The sequence below is a fragment of the Acidovorax sp. JG5 genome, assembly GCF_017939685.1.
Lineage (GTDB): Bacteria > Pseudomonadota > Gammaproteobacteria > Burkholderiales > Burkholderiaceae_C > Acidovorax.
Window position 1 is genome coordinate 26,128 of the sequence record NZ_JAGKSE010000006.1, and the last position, 14,335, is coordinate 40,462.

Annotated in this window: 18 protein-coding genes and 5 tRNA genes; 10 read left to right on the forward strand and 13 right to left on the reverse strand. The window is 60.0% G+C overall.

The genetic code is table 11. The annotated features are described in order from the left end of the window. The first annotated feature begins 76 nt into the window (after positions 1-76). The 10 genes from J8G26_RS08710 to J8G26_RS08755 all read left to right on the forward strand — a co-directional run bounded on the left by J8G26_RS08710 (position 77) and on the right by J8G26_RS08755 (position 8,147). Positions 77-163, forward strand: a tRNA-Leu gene (locus tag J8G26_RS08710). Between the two features lie 75 nt (positions 164-238). Then, positions 239-1,549 carry a trigger factor gene (gene tig / locus J8G26_RS08715; protein ID WP_087746556.1) on the forward strand — a complete coding sequence of 437 codons (1,311 nt, stop codon included), beginning with the start codon at positions 239-241 and terminating at the stop codon, positions 1,547-1,549. 123 nt (positions 1,550-1,672) lie between these two features. Beyond that, positions 1,673-2,281 (forward strand): ATP-dependent Clp endopeptidase proteolytic subunit ClpP, encoded by a 609-nt coding sequence (gene clpP / locus J8G26_RS08720; protein ID WP_086911962.1) that lies wholly within the window; start codon positions 1,673-1,675, stop codon positions 2,279-2,281. A gap of 99 nt (positions 2,282-2,380) precedes the next feature. Then, positions 2,381-3,646 carry an ATP-dependent Clp protease ATP-binding subunit ClpX gene (clpX, locus tag J8G26_RS08725; RefSeq protein WP_087746554.1) on the forward strand — a complete coding sequence of 422 codons (1,266 nt, stop codon included), beginning with the start codon at positions 2,381-2,383 and terminating at the stop codon, positions 3,644-3,646. Between the two features lie 126 nt (positions 3,647-3,772). Then, entirely contained in the window at positions 3,773-6,205 is a 2,433-nt protein-coding gene (gene lon, locus J8G26_RS08730; protein ID WP_210568635.1) for an endopeptidase La, read from the forward strand. A gap of 87 nt (positions 6,206-6,292) precedes the next feature. Beyond that, positions 6,293-6,368, forward strand: a tRNA-Gly gene (locus J8G26_RS08735). Positions 6,369-6,425: 57 nt separating this feature from the next. Beyond that, positions 6,426-6,499 (forward strand) — tRNA-Cys (locus tag J8G26_RS08740). 185 nt (positions 6,500-6,684) lie between these two features. Next, positions 6,685-6,760: transfer RNA gene (locus J8G26_RS08745), tRNA-Gly, on the forward strand. 146 nt (positions 6,761-6,906) lie between these two features. Next, positions 6,907-6,999: transfer RNA gene (locus J8G26_RS08750), tRNA-Leu, on the forward strand. A gap of 140 nt (positions 7,000-7,139) precedes the next feature. Next, positions 7,140-8,147 (forward strand): tyrosine-type recombinase/integrase, encoded by a 1,008-nt coding sequence (locus J8G26_RS08755; protein WP_210568636.1) that lies wholly within the window; start codon positions 7,140-7,142, stop codon positions 8,145-8,147. Here the strand turns inward: J8G26_RS08755 and J8G26_RS08760 are convergent. The 13 genes from J8G26_RS08760 to J8G26_RS08820 form a co-directional block, all read right to left on the reverse strand. After that, complete coding sequence (locus tag J8G26_RS08760) at positions 8,113-8,340, reverse strand: helix-turn-helix domain-containing protein (RefSeq protein WP_210568637.1); 228 nt, start codon at positions 8,338-8,340, stop codon at positions 8,113-8,115. The two genes, J8G26_RS08755 and J8G26_RS08760, sit on opposite strands and share 35 nt — an antisense overlap. Further along, the gene (locus J8G26_RS08765; protein WP_210568638.1) at positions 8,337-8,651 is read right to left on the reverse strand and encodes a hypothetical protein; all 315 of its coding nucleotides are present in this window, start codon (positions 8,649-8,651) and stop codon (positions 8,337-8,339) included. The genes J8G26_RS08760 and J8G26_RS08765 overlap by 4 nt, the downstream gene beginning before the upstream one ends. After that, the gene (locus tag J8G26_RS08770; protein ID WP_210568639.1) at positions 8,648-8,923 is read right to left on the reverse strand and encodes a hypothetical protein; all 276 of its coding nucleotides are present in this window, start codon (positions 8,921-8,923) and stop codon (positions 8,648-8,650) included. The genes J8G26_RS08765 and J8G26_RS08770 overlap by 4 nt, the downstream gene beginning before the upstream one ends. Then, on the reverse strand, positions 8,910-9,398 hold the full coding sequence (locus J8G26_RS08775; protein WP_210568640.1) for a hypothetical protein: 489 nt from the start codon (positions 9,396-9,398) through the stop codon (positions 8,910-8,912). Before J8G26_RS08775 ends, J8G26_RS08770 begins: the two co-directional genes overlap by 14 nt. After that, positions 9,395-9,553 carry a hypothetical protein gene (locus J8G26_RS08780; protein WP_210568641.1) on the reverse strand — a complete coding sequence of 53 codons (159 nt, stop codon included), beginning with the start codon at positions 9,551-9,553 and terminating at the stop codon, positions 9,395-9,397. Before J8G26_RS08780 ends, J8G26_RS08775 begins: the two co-directional genes overlap by 4 nt. Continuing rightward, positions 9,540-10,892 (reverse strand): hypothetical protein, encoded by a 1,353-nt coding sequence (locus tag J8G26_RS08785; RefSeq protein ID WP_210568642.1) that lies wholly within the window; start codon positions 10,890-10,892, stop codon positions 9,540-9,542. Before J8G26_RS08785 ends, J8G26_RS08780 begins: the two co-directional genes overlap by 14 nt. Then, positions 10,889-11,104 (reverse strand): hypothetical protein, encoded by a 216-nt coding sequence (locus J8G26_RS08790; protein WP_210568643.1) that lies wholly within the window; start codon positions 11,102-11,104, stop codon positions 10,889-10,891. The genes J8G26_RS08785 and J8G26_RS08790 overlap by 4 nt, the downstream gene beginning before the upstream one ends. Further along, entirely contained in the window at positions 11,101-11,700 is a 600-nt protein-coding gene (locus J8G26_RS08795) for a DUF551 domain-containing protein (RefSeq protein ID WP_210568644.1), read from the reverse strand. Before J8G26_RS08795 ends, J8G26_RS08790 begins: the two co-directional genes overlap by 4 nt. Beyond that, positions 11,697-12,113: a hypothetical protein gene (locus tag J8G26_RS08800; RefSeq protein ID WP_210568645.1), complete on the reverse strand. Its 417-nt coding sequence runs from the start codon at positions 12,111-12,113 to the stop codon at positions 11,697-11,699. The genes J8G26_RS08795 and J8G26_RS08800 overlap by 4 nt, the downstream gene beginning before the upstream one ends. Further along, the gene (locus tag J8G26_RS08805; protein ID WP_210568646.1) at positions 12,110-12,493 is read right to left on the reverse strand and encodes a hypothetical protein; all 384 of its coding nucleotides are present in this window, start codon (positions 12,491-12,493) and stop codon (positions 12,110-12,112) included. The genes J8G26_RS08800 and J8G26_RS08805 overlap by 4 nt, the downstream gene beginning before the upstream one ends. Then, entirely contained in the window at positions 12,490-13,014 is a 525-nt protein-coding gene (locus tag J8G26_RS08810; RefSeq protein ID WP_210568647.1) for a hypothetical protein, read from the reverse strand. The genes J8G26_RS08805 and J8G26_RS08810 overlap by 4 nt, the downstream gene beginning before the upstream one ends. Positions 13,015-13,025: 11 nt before the next feature. Continuing rightward, entirely contained in the window at positions 13,026-13,286 is a 261-nt protein-coding gene (locus J8G26_RS08815; protein ID WP_210568648.1) for a DNA cytosine methyltransferase, read from the reverse strand. A 90-nt stretch (positions 13,287-13,376) separates the two neighbouring features. Further along, entirely contained in the window at positions 13,377-14,333 is a 957-nt protein-coding gene (locus tag J8G26_RS08820; RefSeq protein WP_246881313.1) for a phosphoadenosine phosphosulfate reductase family protein, read from the reverse strand. Positions 14,334-14,335: the final 2 nt, after the last annotated feature.

Here is a 14,335-nt window from a genome sequence, read left to right on the forward strand (position 1 = left end):
TCAGGGTAAAATAGAAGGCTAACCGATTTCACACAGGCGGCTGGCTTAAGTTGGCCGCCTGTTTGTTTGTAGAACCGCGCGGGTGGCGAAATTGGTAGACGCACCAGGTTTAGGTCCTGACGCCAGCAATGGTGTGGGGGTTCGAGTCCCCCCCCGCGCACCACCCATGTGAGACTTTGCGGAACACGGCGCCGCTGCGCTGCAGCCAGCACGATCCACATTCATACGAGGAAGAGCGATGTCCGTTACTGTTGAAACCCTTGAAAAGCTCGAGCGCAAGATCACGCTGAGCCTGCCCCTGACCACCATCCAGACCGAAGTCGATTCGCGTCTGAAGCGCCTGGCCCGCACCGTGAAGATGGATGGTTTCCGTCCCGGCAAGGTGCCCATGACCGTTGTCACCCAGCGCTACGGCTACTCGGTGCAATACGAAGTGCTCAATGACAAGGTGGGCGAGGCTTTTGCCGTGGCGGCCAACGAAGCCAAGCTGCGCGTGGCCGGCCAGCCTCGCATCACCGAAAAGGAAGGCGCTCCCGAAGGCCAGGTTACTTTTGATGCCATCTTCGAGGTCTTTCCTGAAGTCAAGATCGGCGATCTGGCTGGCGCAGAGGTGGAAAAGCTCTCGGCCGACGTGACCGATGCCGCCATCGACAAAACCATCGACATCCTGCGCAAGCAGCGCCGCAGCTTCGCCCAGCGCGCGCTGGACGCCGCGGCACAGGATGGCGATCGCGTGACGGTGGACTTTGAAGGCAAGATCGACGGCGAGCCTTTTGAGGGCGGCAAGGCCGAAGACTTCCAGTTCCTGGTCGGCGAAGGCCAGATGCTCAAGGAATTCGAAGACGCCGTGCGCGGCATGAAATTGGGCGAAAGCAAGACTTTCCCCCTGGCATTCCCCGCCGATTACCACGGCAAGGACGTTGCCGGCAAGACGGCCGACTTCCTGGTCACCATCAAGAAGATCGAAGCCGCTCACCTGCCCGAAGTGAATGATGCCTTGGCCAAATCGCTGGGTATTGCCGACGGCTCGGTGGAAGGCCTGCGCGCCGACATCAAGAAGAACCTGGAGCGCGAAGTCAAGTTCCGCCTGCTGGCCCGCAACAAGGCCGCCGTCATGGATGCCCTGGTCGCCAAGGCCGAACTCGACTTGCCCAACGCCAGCGTCCAGGCTGAAATCGCCCGCCTGCTTGAAGGCGCTCGCGCCGAACTCAAGCAGCGCGGCATCAAAGACGCCGACAAGGCGGAAATCCCCGAAGACGTGTTCCGTCCCCAGGCAGAGCGCCGTGTGCGCCTGGGCCTGGTGGTGGCCGAGCTGGTGCGCGCCAATGAACTGCACGCCAAGCCCGAGCAGCTCAAGGCCCACATCGACGAGCTGGCAGCCAGCTACGAGAAGCCCGAAGACGTGGTGCGCTGGTACTTCGGCGATCGCCAGCGTCTGGCCGAAGTCGAGGCGGTCGTCATCGAAAACAACGTGACCGATTTCGTTTTGGGCCAGGCCAAGGTGATTGACAAGGCCGTGTCGTTTGACGAACTGATGGCCCAGGGCTGAGGCCGGGCCGTCGAGCGCGTCCGTTGCGGATGATCTCGCGGTAACCATCCGTCAGGGGCTTGTGCTTTCGTGCACAAGCCCCAATTCATTTCTGGGTACAGTATCTGCTTGACTGGAGAAATAATGAGCGCATTGGAAACACAAGGCCTGGGCATGGTCCCTATGGTCATCGAGCAGTCGGGCCGTGGCGAGCGGTCCTATGACATCTATTCGCGCCTGCTAAAGGAGCGCGTCATTTTCCTGGTGGGCGAGGTCAATGACCAGACGGCCAACCTGGTGGTGGCCCAGCTGCTGTTCCTGGAAAGCGAAAATCCGGACAAGGACATTTCGTTCTACATCAACTCCCCTGGCGGCAGCGTCACGGCGGGCATGTCGATCTACGACACCATGCAGTTCATCAAGCCGGATGTCTCCACGTTGTGCGTGGGTTTTGCCGCCAGCATGGGCGCGTTTTTGTTGGCTGCAGGTGCCAAGGGCAAGCGCTTTTCGCTGCCCAATTCCAAGGTCATGATTCACCAGGTGCTGGGCGGCGCGCGCGGTCAGGCCACCGACATTGAAATCCATGCGCGCGACATTCTGCGCACCAAGGACCAGATGAACCGCATCCTGGCCGAGCGCACGGGGCAGCCGCTGGAAAAAGTCAAGGCCGACACCGAGCGCGACTACTTCCTCACGGCCGACGAAGCCAAGGATTACGGCATCATCGACCAGGTGATTCACAAGCGTTCCTGAAGAGGCCCCTGGCGGCCGCGCGGCGTTTTCCCACAGGGAAGACGCCGTTTTTTATTTGGGTATCATCCCGACAACTTTCCGAAACAAGGCATTGCCCCCATGGCCGAGAAAAAAGGCTCCTCCAGCGAAAAAACCCTTTACTGCTCTTTTTGCGGCAAAAGCCAGCATGAAGTGAAGAAGCTGATCGCCGGTCCGTCGGTCTTTATCTGCGACGAATGCATTGACCTGTGCAACGAGATCATTCGCGATGAGCTTCCGGCTGGTGACCTGGCGCGCGAAGGGCGCAGTGACCTGCCCACGCCGGTGGACATCAAGACCAACCTGGACAACTATGTCATTGGCCAGGAGCAGGCCAAGCGCACGCTGGCGGTGGCTGTGTACAACCACTACAAGCGCCTGCGCCACAAGGACAAGGCCCACAAGGACGACGTGGAGCTGGCCAAGAGCAATATCCTGCTGATCGGCCCCACGGGCTCGGGCAAGACGCTGCTGGCGCAAACCTTGGCGCGCATGCTGGATGTGCCCTTCGTCATGGCCGATGCGACCACGCTGACCGAGGCGGGCTATGTGGGTGAGGACGTCGAGAACATCGTCCAGAAGCTGCTGCAAAGCTGCAACTACGACGTGGAGCGCGCCCAGCGCGGCATCGTCTACATCGATGAAATCGACAAGATCTCGCGCAAGTCGGACAACCCCAGCATCACGCGCGATGTGTCGGGCGAGGGCGTGCAGCAGGCGTTGCTCAAGCTCATCGAGGGCACCATGGCGAGCGTGCCACCCCAAGGTGGGCGCAAGCATCCGAACCAGGATTTTCTGCAGATCGACACCACCAACATCCTGTTCATCTGCGGTGGCGCTTTCGCGGGGCTGGAAAAAGTCATCGAAAACCGCACCGAGGCCTCGGGCATCGGGTTTGGTGCATCGGTCAAGAGCAAGAAACAGCGTTCGCTGTCAGAAGTGTTCACCGAAATCGAACCGGAAGATCTGATCAAGTTTGGCCTGATCCCTGAACTGGTGGGCCGCATGCCCGTGGTGACGGCACTGGCCGAGTTGAGCGAAGATGCGCTGGTGCAGATCCTGACCGAGCCCAAGAATGCGCTGGTCAAGCAATACAGCAAGCTGCTGGCCATGGAAGGCGTGGATCTGGAGATCCGCCCCGCAGCCCTGAAGGCCATCGCCCGCAAGGCGCTGGCGCGCAAGACGGGGGCCCGCGGCCTGCGCTCCATCCTGGAGCAATCGCTGATCGGCACCATGTTCGACCTGCCCAATGCCAGCAATGTCGAAAAGGTGGTGGTGGACGAGTCCACCATCGAAGAAAACAAGCCGCCGCTGCTCGTTTACCGCGAGGCGGCCAAGAAGGCCTGAAGCGCCCGGAGCGGGCGCCTTGTCGCTGCCCCCTGAACCATCAACCCCTGCGGCAGCGCGGCTGCGCGCAAGGGTTGAAAATCCCCGCATGTGGACCATATTCCACAGAGTACTTTGAGGATTTCCATGTCCGGACATACCCCCCTGCCAGCCACCCCGATTGACCTGCCGCTGTTGCCCCTGCGCGACGTGGTGGTGTTCCCCCACATGGTCATCCCGCTTTTTGTGGGACGACCCAAAAGCATCAAGGCGCTGGAGTTGGCGATGGAAGCCGACCGCCGCATCATGCTCGTGGCCCAGAAGGCCGCCGCCAAGGATGAGCCGTCGGTCGAAGATATGTTCGATGTGGGCTGCGTCTCCACCATCCTGCAGATGCTCAAGCTGCCCGATGGCACCGTCAAGGTGCTTGTGGAAGGACAGCAGCGTGCGCTGGTGACGTCCATTGCAGATGGAGAGTCCCACTTCACGGCCACCGTGACGCCCGTCGAGCCCGAGCAGGAAAAGCACAAATCCAGCGAAATCGAGGCGCTTCGCCGTGCCGTGATGCAGCAGTTTGACCAGTACGTCAAGCTCAACAAGAAAATACCGCCCGAGATCCTGACCTCCATCTCCAGCATTGATGATCCTGGGCGTCTGGTTGATACCATCGCCGCGCATTTGCCGCTGAAGCTGGAAAACAAGCAGGTGGTTCTGGATCTCTCCGACGTCAAGGCACGGCTGGAAAACCTGTTCGAGCAGCTGGACCGCGAAGTCGACATCCTGAATGTCGACAAGAAGATCCGTGGCCGCGTGAAGCGCCAGATGGAAAAGAACCAGCGCGACTTCTACCTCAACGAGCAGGTCAAGGCCATCCAGAAAGAGCTGGGCGAGGGGGAAGAGGGCGCCGACATTGACGAGATCGAGAAAAAGATCAAGCTGGCCAAGATGCCGGCAGAGGCCCGCAAGAAGGCGGAGGCCGAGTTCAAGAAACTCAAGCTCATGTCGCCCATGTCGGCCGAAGCCACGGTGGTGCGCAGCTATATCGACGTGCTCACCGGCTTGCCGTGGAGCAAGAAGAGCAAGATCAAGCACGATCTGGGCAATGCCGAAACGGTGCTGAACGAAGACCATTTCGGTCTCGACAAGGTCAAGGACCGCATCCTTGAATACCTTGCGGTGCAGCAGCGCGTGGACAAGGTGAAGGCTCCCATCCTTTGCCTGGTGGGGCCACCCGGCGTTGGCAAGACCTCGCTGGGGCAGTCGATTGCCAAGGCAACCGGCCGCAAGTATGTACGCATGGCGCTCGGTGGCATGCGTGACGAAGCGGAAATCCGTGGGCATCGCCGTACTTACATTGGGGCCATGCCAGGCAAGGTGCTGCAGAGCCTGGGCAAGGTGGGCGTGCGCAACCCGCTGTTCCTGCTGGACGAAATCGACAAATTAGGCACCGATTTTCGGGGCGATCCATCAAGTGCGCTGCTGGAAGTGCTGGATCCCGAACAGAACCACACGTTCGGTGACCACTATGTGGAGGTCGATTTCGATCTGAGTGATGTCATGTTCGTGGCGACATCCAACTCCATGAATATTCCACCCGCCTTGCTCGATCGCATGGAGGTGATTCGTCTGTCGGGCTACACCGAAGACGAGAAAACCAGCATTGCCATGAAATACCTGCTGCCCAAGCAGCTCAAGAACAATGGCGTGAAGAACGAGGAACTCCTCATCACCGAGGGTGCTGTGCGCGACATGGTGCGCTACTACACCCGCGAGGCGGGGGTGCGCTCCCTGGAGCGGGAACTCTCCAAGATCTGCCGAAAGGTGGTGAAGGGGTTGCAGCTCAAGAAGCTGCAACCGCAGGTCGTGGTGAATGAAGACAATCTGCCCGACTTTCTGGGCGTGCGAAAATACACCTATGGCCGCGCCGAGCAACAGAACCAGGTCGGCCAGGTGGTCGGTCTTGCATGGACAGAGGTCGGTGGCGATTTGCTCACCATCGAGGCTGCCACCATGCCCGGCAAGGGTGTCATCACCCGCACCGGCTCGCTGGGCGACGTGATGAAAGAGTCCGTCGAGGCCGCCCGCACCGTGGTGCGCAGTCGGGCGCGCATGCTGGGCATCAAGGATGAAACCTTTGAAAAGCGTGATATCCATATCCACGTGCCCGATGGCGCCACGCCCAAGGATGGCCCCAGCGCGGGTGCAGCGATGACCACTGCGTTTGTGTCGGCTCTCACGGGGATTCCGGTGCGCGGCGACGTGGCCATGACGGGGGAAATTACCCTGCGTGGTGAGGTCACTGCGATTGGCGGGCTCAAGGAAAAACTGCTGGCGGCTTTGCGCGGCGGCATCAAGACGGTGCTGATTCCTGAAGAGAACATGAAAGACCTGCAGGAGATCCCTGACAACGTGAAAAGCGGGCTGGAGATCGTGCCGGTCAAGTGGATCGACAAGGTGCTTGAAGTTGCACTGGAGCGCAAACCGGTTCCCTTGACGGATGAAGAGGTTGCCGTGGTGGTTGCGTCGACTGCCGAAAAATCAGCCGTGGGTGCAGCCAACACGGATCCGTTGAAACATTGATGCAAAAATTGCTGGCGCACCCTCAAAATTGCGCTACAATTCATTCCGTCGCAGCAAACGTTGTACAATGTGAGGCTTAGGTAAATTGCGGGAATAGCTCAGTTGGTAGAGCGCAACCTTGCCAAGGTTGAGGTCGAGAGTTCGAGACTCTTTTCCCGCTCCAATTTCCAAAAAGGGAAGCTAGTGCTTCCCTTTTTTGTCAGAGGAAAGTGATTTTTCTGGCGCGGTAGCAAAGCGGTTATGCCCCGGATTGCAAATCCGGTTAGTCCGGTTCGACTCCGGACCGCGCCTCCAAAACACCATCGGTTGAATCCGGTGCAACAAGGTCCTTCGGGGCCTTTTTTGTTGGATTGGCTCAACGGACGGTAGCGAAGATTTTTTCAAAATTTCTTCAATATTGCCGGACAGGCAAAAAATAACGCTATAATTTGAGACTTGCTGATGTGCACTGAAGGCGACGACAGAGTGCAATAGTAAATGCGGGAATAGCTCAGTTGGTAGAGCGCAACCTTGCCAAGGTTGAGGTCGAGAGTTCGAGACTCTTTTCCCGCTCCAGATATGCAAGGGAAGCTTCGGCTTCCCTTTTTTCTTGGTGATGGTGACATGTCGGCTGGCGTTGCCTTCATCGGATTCGACAGGGGCATTGCGTGTCCGCGCGGCCCGGGTTACGCTGCGGCGCAGGTGTGCGTTGCGCAGCCGGCGCCCCGATGGTGAAATTGGTAGACACTGCGGACTTAAAATCCGCCGCTTTCCTGAGAAGGGGCGTGCCGGTTCGACCCCGGCTCGGGGCACCACACGACAATGCAAGCCTGTGCAGCAATTGCACAAACCTAGACAAAACAACGGTTTAGCGGCTTGGGGAAAATGATAAAGTGCAGCCCATGCACTACTGCGCACACGCTGCGCCCCCGGATTCCCCCCAGCAACCCCCCCAATGGCGACCCCACTCAAAACCGCACAAGGCACCTGGCGCATCCAGATCGAGGTGCGCGGCCAGCGTGACAGCGGCACCTTCCCCACCAAGCGCGAAGCTGTCGAGTGGGCTGCTGTCCGCACGACTGAGATGCGGGCCATGGCCACGGGGCAGGCGGGCACTGTCAAGACGGTGGCTGATGCGCTCAAAGAGTACGCCGAGAAGGTGTCGCCCACGAAAAAAGGGGAGTTGAAAGAGCAGGTCCGGCTCCGTGCGTTTCTCGGGCAAGCCGGGTTTCCTGCGCGGGTGCGGCTGGCTGACTTGACGCCTTTACACCTGGTGGAATGGCGGGATTCGCGCCTCAAGGTGACGTCACGCGGTACCGTGCTGCGCGATATGGTGCTGCTGTCGCATGTACTGGAGACAGCCCGCAGAGAGTGGCGCTGGCTGCCGTCTAACCCGATGCAGGATGTGCGCAAACCGGCAGAGCCAGATCACCGCGAGCGCATCATTACCGGACTGGAAGTGCGCAAGATGCTGAGGGCGCTGGGGTGGAGTGCTGGCCCGGTGCGCTCAGTGGGCCATGCAGTGGGAAATGCGTTCCTGCTGGCGCTGCAGACGGGGTGCCGCGCTGGCGAGATATGCGGCATCCAGTGGAGTGATGTGGGGGATGGGTTTTTCGTGGTCGATGGCAAGACCGGAAAGCGTGATGTGCCTGCCGTTCCTGCCACGCTGCGCACCATCGAGCGCATGCGCGGGTATGACGATGATTTTGTGTTCGGGCTCAAGACACAGAGCCTGGATGCCATGTTTCGCAAGTACCGGGAGCGGGCGGGGCTGTCGGGGTTTACCTTCCACGATGCCAGACACACAGCGGCTACGCGGCTGGCGCAGCGGCTGCATGTGCTGGACTTGTGCAAGATGTTCGGTTGGACCAACACAACGCGGGCGCTCGTCTATTACAACCCCAAGGCAACGGACATCGGCAAGCGCATCACTGCCGCTGCTCCCACTCGATCACCTCGCTGAGCAGCCATTTGCCGTCGCGGCCCTGGCGCGGGAATGTACTGTCTTCCGCCAGGCGCTTGGTGAGTGTGTTGCGGTGGATGCCCAAGCGCTCGGCAAGCTGCCCGCGATCCAGCCGGGTGCCCAGCATGGCGGCCATGAGCTGCATGGCGCTGGTCATTTTGTCGATTCGATCGAGCAGTGCGGCGTCGCTCATGATTCCTCCCCGTCATCGTCATCATCGTCATCGTCGTCAACCGCCAGCACAAACTCGGGCGCTTCGATTTCTTCCTGCACATTCTTGAGCAACATCGCAAGCGCCCCGACAAAGCCGTAGTCGTCGGTTTCGTGGCCGTCCATGTCGAGTGAAAAGCCCTCGATCCAGTCGCGCTCGCCGTGCTCGTCCACCACACCGGCCACGATGGCCAGGCTGTGAACGCGGCCTTCGAGCAGGGCGGCGACCAGGGCTTGCACTTCTTCTGGCAGAGGGTTTGTTTGTGGGTCTGTGGGGGATGTGAGGTTTTTCATGGATTGCCCTCCAGTCTTGCGCGGGCTGTTGTGATTTCCTCTTTCCCGATGCGAACACAAGGTCTTTCATCACCCCATGCGTCCTCTCCCGCCTCAACAAGATCGACCAACGCCTCCACCAGATGCCGAATCAGCGCCTCGTCGCTCTTGCGGACTTCGTACTCAACGGCGTGGGCAAAGCGCGTCACCATTTTTCGGTCTTGCTCTCGCAAGTGCTGCGAACCCAGTGCCTCGAAATACAAGGCGGAAATCTCTTTATCACTCAGTGACATGCTGGCCTCCTTTGATGCCGTGTGGAATCAACATCCATTCCACTGGCGTTTCTTCTTCATCTGGGTCGCGGAATGTCCACTGCGCAAAGGCGTTGCTCGATCCATGCCAGTATGTAGCCCACGCAATCTCGCAACGGCCATCAGCCATGCGAACAAGCACTTCGCCATCTGATTCTTTGGGTGGTGTGCTTGCTGGGCTCCATTGCGGCTCCCGCACTACGGACTGGGGTGCCAGGTAGAGAGGCGTGTCGAAGCGACGAGATTGATTCATGCCCAATGCTTCGACAACGCCATCTTCGCTTGTCGCGGCCCAAGCCACTGGCTCCTCCCCCACAGGGGCAGGTGTGCCCCACTTTGCCAAGACTGCGCGGGCGATCAGCCTTGCAGTTTCATTCGTGTTTTTGTCGAGCGCCGCGTAGCCCAGCACTTCAAGCGTCACTGCGTCGATTTCTTCATCTGTCGGTTGTGTGCTCATGGTTTTGTCCTTTCCAAAATCTCGCGCTCAATAATCTCCGTGTGTCGCGTCACATCGTCGCTCAGGTAGCATGGGAACGTGACTTTTGCTGCCAGCATTGCGCTCTCCATTGCAGACAGAAGGCGCATAAGGCTCAGGAGTTCAGGCGTTGTCATGGTTTGCTCCTTGCTTGCGGGCTGCGTCCACGTCAGCACGTCTGGCGTTGCCGGAATAGTGGACACCGAGACGCCGGAACTCTGCGCCTGAGATACGCAGTAGCAACCAATCCAGCCGCGCCGCATCCTCCAGCACGCTGTCTTCCGAGGCACGGGCTGCTTCCCACAGAACATCGACGCAGTTGAGCGCCGCCTCGCGGTCTGACTCGCTTTTGAAGGTCGCGCTGCGAAGGAAACTTCGGATGTTCCGCTCGGCTACGGTCAGTAGCTTGTCTCCTTGAGCGCTAGGATGGCCTGCGACTTGGTCCGACCCGTTGCCCACTGGTTGTCCCAGCGCCAACGAGCAAGCCATGTCCCGTTGTTGTCCGGGTGCGGAATGGTTTGAATCAATATCCAGTTGAACATTCATTTCTCCTTGAATTGCTGGCACGCTCTCTGCCGCCTGTGCCGTGTAGGAGGGCTGGGGTGCTGCTACATAACCGTCAATGCCATAGGTCCCAGCAATGACCAGGGCATGTCGTCCTTTGGGCAATTGCTGCAGAGCATCTTCCGAGAGTGCTGCCCCCAAGTCCAGGTAACCGCTTGCGCCAACATCCAGATATGCGACCACATCCCCCTCCGGCTGCTGGGTGGCTGGTGCTGGCTGGCGATGCGGATTGACGCTGGCCTCAACTGTCCACCCATCGCGCGACACGCGCACTGTGTCGCCGTCGATCAAGGTTATCCCTTGTGCAAGCATGTACTGAGGCGTGCCATGCAACGCGAATGCAGCATAGACCAGCGCCTTGCGTAAGTTTTCCACCTCTTTCGTCGCCCCTGCAGGCTGGCCCCACTTTTCCAAGACTGCGCGGGCGAAGCTATAGACCCGAGTAGCTTGTGGACCGCAATCGCCCAAGTAAGCCGCCACCATCACGTCAATCTCCGAATCTGTCGGGCAATCACCGTAGCCTTCATCAATTTTTTGAGGTTGCTGGCCCGCGTGCTCCTGCTTGATGCGTTCTAGGCCAGATACGATGTTTTCAATCCTCTGGTCGTAACGCTCCTGCATCTTTACCGTGGCCCAGAGCATGTCCTTCCGCCTCGGTCCATCTGGCACGCTCTCTGCCGCCTGTGCAGTGAGGGACGCCACCCCATCCCTAAACCCCTGCGCCGCTGCCGTAGCCATGTCTGCCGCGTCAAAGCGCTGTGCAAGCTGCGACTCAAGCTCGGTGATGCGGGCGTGCTGGCGGCGGAGTTCGGCTGCCGCTTTTGCCTCTAGCGCAGTGGGTTCGGGGTACTCTGCAATTGCCTCGCAGAGTTCATCTGCTAGGCGCAGCGCCTCGGGTTGCTCTGTTGTCATGGTTTAATCCTTGCAATGTCAGCCAGTAGCCCTGCGCGGGCATCCCAGCGTTGTTGATTCAGTGCGTAGCCAATGCATCGCTCCAACTCATGAGCCTCGGCAAATGTTTCGACGCGCAGGCTGATTTCGTGAGGCATGTCGGGGAAGTAAGTGGCGGTGCCGTGATCCCCGCCAGCGCCGTCTTGCTCCCAGCGGAATGTGGTGACGCTCATTTGCTCTCTCCATCAGCAGGGCCGGGGGAGGCGGGCAGGGGCATCCAGTGTGTTGGGTACTTGTGCACAAAAGGCCAAATCCAAGCGCCATTACCTGCATAGGCAGATTGCAGCCAGTACCCGCTGGCGATATCTTTCCGGTGCTTGCCAGCCAGCAACACATAGCTACTATCCTTGGGCGCTGTCTCAATTGGTTGCCACTCCGCCTGCTGTTCCTTTGCTGCCCCCATTCCCTCTGTGGGAGAGGGGTGGGCGTAGAGGGGCGAACCGGCCTTGATGCCGTGCTTCTCGACAATCGGTGCAATAGGGCCGGTGCCAGCCCAGCACAGCGTGAAATCGCTTCCGACCACGGCCACCGGCTCACTCCCCGCACTCACTGACGCCGCCCCCTCCCGGAACCCCTGCGCCGCTGCTGTAGCCATGTCTGCCGCGTCAAAGCGCTGTGCAAGCTGGGCTTCAAGCTCAGTGATGCGGGCGTGCTGGCGGCGGAGTTCGGCTGCCGCTTGTGCCTCTAGCGCAGTGGGTTCGGGGTACTCTGCAATTGCCTCGCAGAGTTCATCTGCAAGGCGCAGCGCCTCGGGTTGCTCTGTTGTCATGTCTCAATCCATTTCAAAAAAGGTTGCACCTCTGGCGCCTCGCGCTTTTCTGCGCAGTACAGCGCTGCCCTGACTGCGATGCGTCCGAAGTCGTCGCCATTGGCTGCAATCCGATCCAGCGCAAAGCGTGCCCACTCAGCGCGGTAGTCTTCCATGTGGGCGGCGTCAACGTCCCAGATGTGCCGATCAGCCAGCCAGTCAACGACATCGCGCACGATGTTGTGCTGGTCTTTTTCTGTCAGCCGATCCCAGTTGTCACGGCACCAGTCCATGGCCACGCCCGGCGCGTAGCTGGAGCGCCCCAGGCAGTAGCGGACAGCGCAGGTGACCATGAAGCCGCCCCAGTCGCCCAGCGCCTCGTGGACGGGCTCGTAGCGCTTTCCGCGCTTGCGGTAGAGGGTTTCGCGGGTCACGCTGTTTCCTTTTTCTTGCGCGGCTTGCTCTCGCGCAAATCCACATGCGGCGCAGCAAGCTGGCCGCGCAGGTAGTCGGGGTCTTTGTAGTGGCCGCCCATCAGATTGATGTGCGGGGCCGTGTCGCGTGCCAGTTCAATCGGCGGGCAAAACTGCTGGTTCACGGCCTGCAGCGCGGACTCGATGGCTTGGCGGGCGTGGTGCTGCGCAACTTCAAGACCCAGCCGCGCGCGTTCTTCGCTTTCGAGTTCTTCGCGCAGCTCTGCAAGTGCCTCGTCCTGGCTCTCGATGTGCAGCAGCGCCCATTGCAAGACGCCGCCCAAGTCGGTGCCCTTGTGCTGCTCGCCGTGGTGGCGCAGGGTTTGTTTGAGTGACATCATTTGCGCGCCCCCAGTCCCGCAAACGGGTTGCTGGTGTGATATTCCCGCCAGCACTCATGCCGCCGGATGGCTGCGATCTTGCTGGGGTGCACGCCGTAGGTTTCTGCCGCAACGGCGTGCGTGGTGGTGTACTGGCGGATCTCGCGCACCTGCTCCAGCGTCAGGCGGGCCATTTGTGCGCGCTTTTTGGCCGCAATCTTTGCGCTGCGTGCCGGGCTGCTAAGCAGGCCTTTGGCGCCGGCCAGGGCCATGCTCACGCTTTGCGACACCTGCTTGAGATGGGCCGGGTTGACGCACAGGCGGTTGTCGCAGGTGCACACCGTGTGCGAGCCCTTGACGATGGTCGCGCCCGACAGCTGCAGCATGAGCCGGCGCACGGTGGTGGTCTTGCTGTCATGCCGCACCACGGGGTTTTTGCCGCCGTTGTTGCCGCACAGCTGCCATTCCCAGCAGTCGCCGCACTCGATGGTTTTGGCGCGCAGGGATTCGATGGTGTGGATAGTGGGTGGTTTTCTGCTCATGATGACCCCCATCACACCGCCATCACATGCACCCCATCGGGCAGATGGTCGATGCGGCCAAAAATCTCGCGGATGCGCTTTTCTGTCATGCGGTGGCAGCGCACCATGGTGCGGGCGGGCAGGGCTTCGAGCGCGGTTTGGTAGTCGTCGAGCACGGCGTGCACTGCCACGGCTGCAGGCCAGTGGTTTGCGGCCCACACCACTTCACACCCGGCCATCATGGCGCCAGTGCTGAAACCGCCTGCGCCTGCGAAAAGGTCGATTGCTTTCATGTTTTTCAATCAAATCAGCCTGTAGCGCTTATCTAGCAAGCGCATTAAGCTATCAAGTAAGTAGCGTTATCCATGGCTTTGAATGCCCTGTTATTCGCAAAGGCCGTAGATGGATGAACACAACAGTCCGTCATCCATGGCTCTGACAAGATCGAATTGCTTTCCGCCGCGACTGGTCAGTGACCACTCAACAACTGCGTCAATGTTGGAAATTGCCATGGCCCGTGCTGGCGTAACGGAGTCGCCGTTATTCGCCATTGCAAAGAACGTAGCCGCCTGGCGCTTGCTGGCGCTGGCCACTGCCGCCTCCCACTCGCGGATGCGGTCGATGGCCTCTGGGAACCGCCTGCTTATCTCCAGCAGCTCATCCTTGCGGCAGTTAATGCAAGGCATGCAGCCGACCCGTCCCATGCCCATTTCATACAGCGGGTTGTGCTTGATGCCGTGCTTTCGGTGCATGGCAAAGGCATCCTCTGCAGTCCAGTCCAGGATTGGGCGGTAGTTCCACAGTTCACCTGGGTGCTTCACGATGACTTGCTCGAGCTCCAGCAGAAACCGGCGCTTGAGCGATTCATCGCGCCGCACGCCCTGCCAACTGCGCACGTCGTCGCCTGCGGCAAGGATTGGCGTCTGCACCTGCTTAACTATTGGGTCGCGCTTGAGTTCGGCGCTGCAGAATGCCGCCATGGTGCTGGGGAATCGGCCCTTCCAAATGCACAGATCCAAGAACGGGTTGCCCGTTGGCACCAGAGCGGCGGCTGCGCGGTCTATGTCGGCCTGCGGCACGCCCTTGCCCGCCCACTTGGCCAGCACATACTCTTTTTTCCCGGCAATGCGGCCTGCGAAGTCGGCTCGCACCCATCGAATCGGCACGCGGGTCGCTTCTTCAAGGTATCGCACGTACTCGTACGTCAGATCGTGCTCATTGCCTGTGTCTGCAAACACGGCCTGCAAGTTCTCGGCCTCGCGCTCAACGGCCAGCAGTAGCAGGGCGGTGCTGTCCTTCCCGCCACTCACGCTGATGATGTTGTGCTCTTTGTGCATCATGT

Coding starts and splice junctions, on each gene's coding strand:
- tig (WP_087746556.1), top strand. CDS start 239: ATGTCCGTTACTGTTGAAACCCTTGAAAAGCTCGAGCGCAAGATCACG.
- clpP (WP_086911962.1), top strand. CDS start 1,673: ATGAGCGCATTGGAAACACAAGGCCTGGGCATGGTCCCTATGGTCATC.
- clpX (WP_087746554.1), top strand. CDS start 2,381: ATGGCCGAGAAAAAAGGCTCCTCCAGCGAAAAAACCCTTTACTGCTCT.
- lon (WP_210568635.1), top strand. CDS start 3,773: ATGTCCGGACATACCCCCCTGCCAGCCACCCCGATTGACCTGCCGCTG.
- J8G26_RS08755 (WP_210568636.1), top strand. CDS start 7,140: ATGGCGACCCCACTCAAAACCGCACAAGGCACCTGGCGCATCCAGATC.
- J8G26_RS08760 (WP_210568637.1), bottom strand. CDS start 8,340: ATGAGCGACGCCGCACTGCTCGATCGAATCGACAAAATGACCAGCGCC.
- J8G26_RS08765 (WP_210568638.1), bottom strand. CDS start 8,651: ATGAAAAACCTCACATCCCCCACAGACCCACAAACAAACCCTCTGCCA.
- J8G26_RS08770 (WP_210568639.1), bottom strand. CDS start 8,923: ATGTCACTGAGTGATAAAGAGATTTCCGCCTTGTATTTCGAGGCACTG.
- J8G26_RS08775 (WP_210568640.1), bottom strand. CDS start 9,398: ATGAGCACACAACCGACAGATGAAGAAATCGACGCAGTGACGCTTGAA.
- J8G26_RS08780 (WP_210568641.1), bottom strand. CDS start 9,553: ATGACAACGCCTGAACTCCTGAGCCTTATGCGCCTTCTGTCTGCAATG.
- J8G26_RS08785 (WP_210568642.1), bottom strand. CDS start 10,892: ATGACAACAGAGCAACCCGAGGCGCTGCGCCTAGCAGATGAACTCTGC.
- J8G26_RS08790 (WP_210568643.1), bottom strand. CDS start 11,104: ATGAGCGTCACCACATTCCGCTGGGAGCAAGACGGCGCTGGCGGGGAT.
- J8G26_RS08795 (WP_210568644.1), bottom strand. CDS start 11,700: ATGACAACAGAGCAACCCGAGGCGCTGCGCCTTGCAGATGAACTCTGC.
- J8G26_RS08805 (WP_210568646.1), bottom strand. CDS start 12,493: ATGATGTCACTCAAACAAACCCTGCGCCACCACGGCGAGCAGCACAAG.
- J8G26_RS08810 (WP_210568647.1), bottom strand. CDS start 13,014: ATGAGCAGAAAACCACCCACTATCCACACCATCGAATCCCTGCGCGCC.
- J8G26_RS08815 (WP_210568648.1), bottom strand. CDS start 13,286: ATGAAAGCAATCGACCTTTTCGCAGGCGCAGGCGGTTTCAGCACTGGC.
- J8G26_RS08820 (WP_246881313.1), bottom strand. CDS start 14,333: ATGATGCACAAAGAGCACAACATCATCAGCGTGAGTGGCGGGAAGGAC.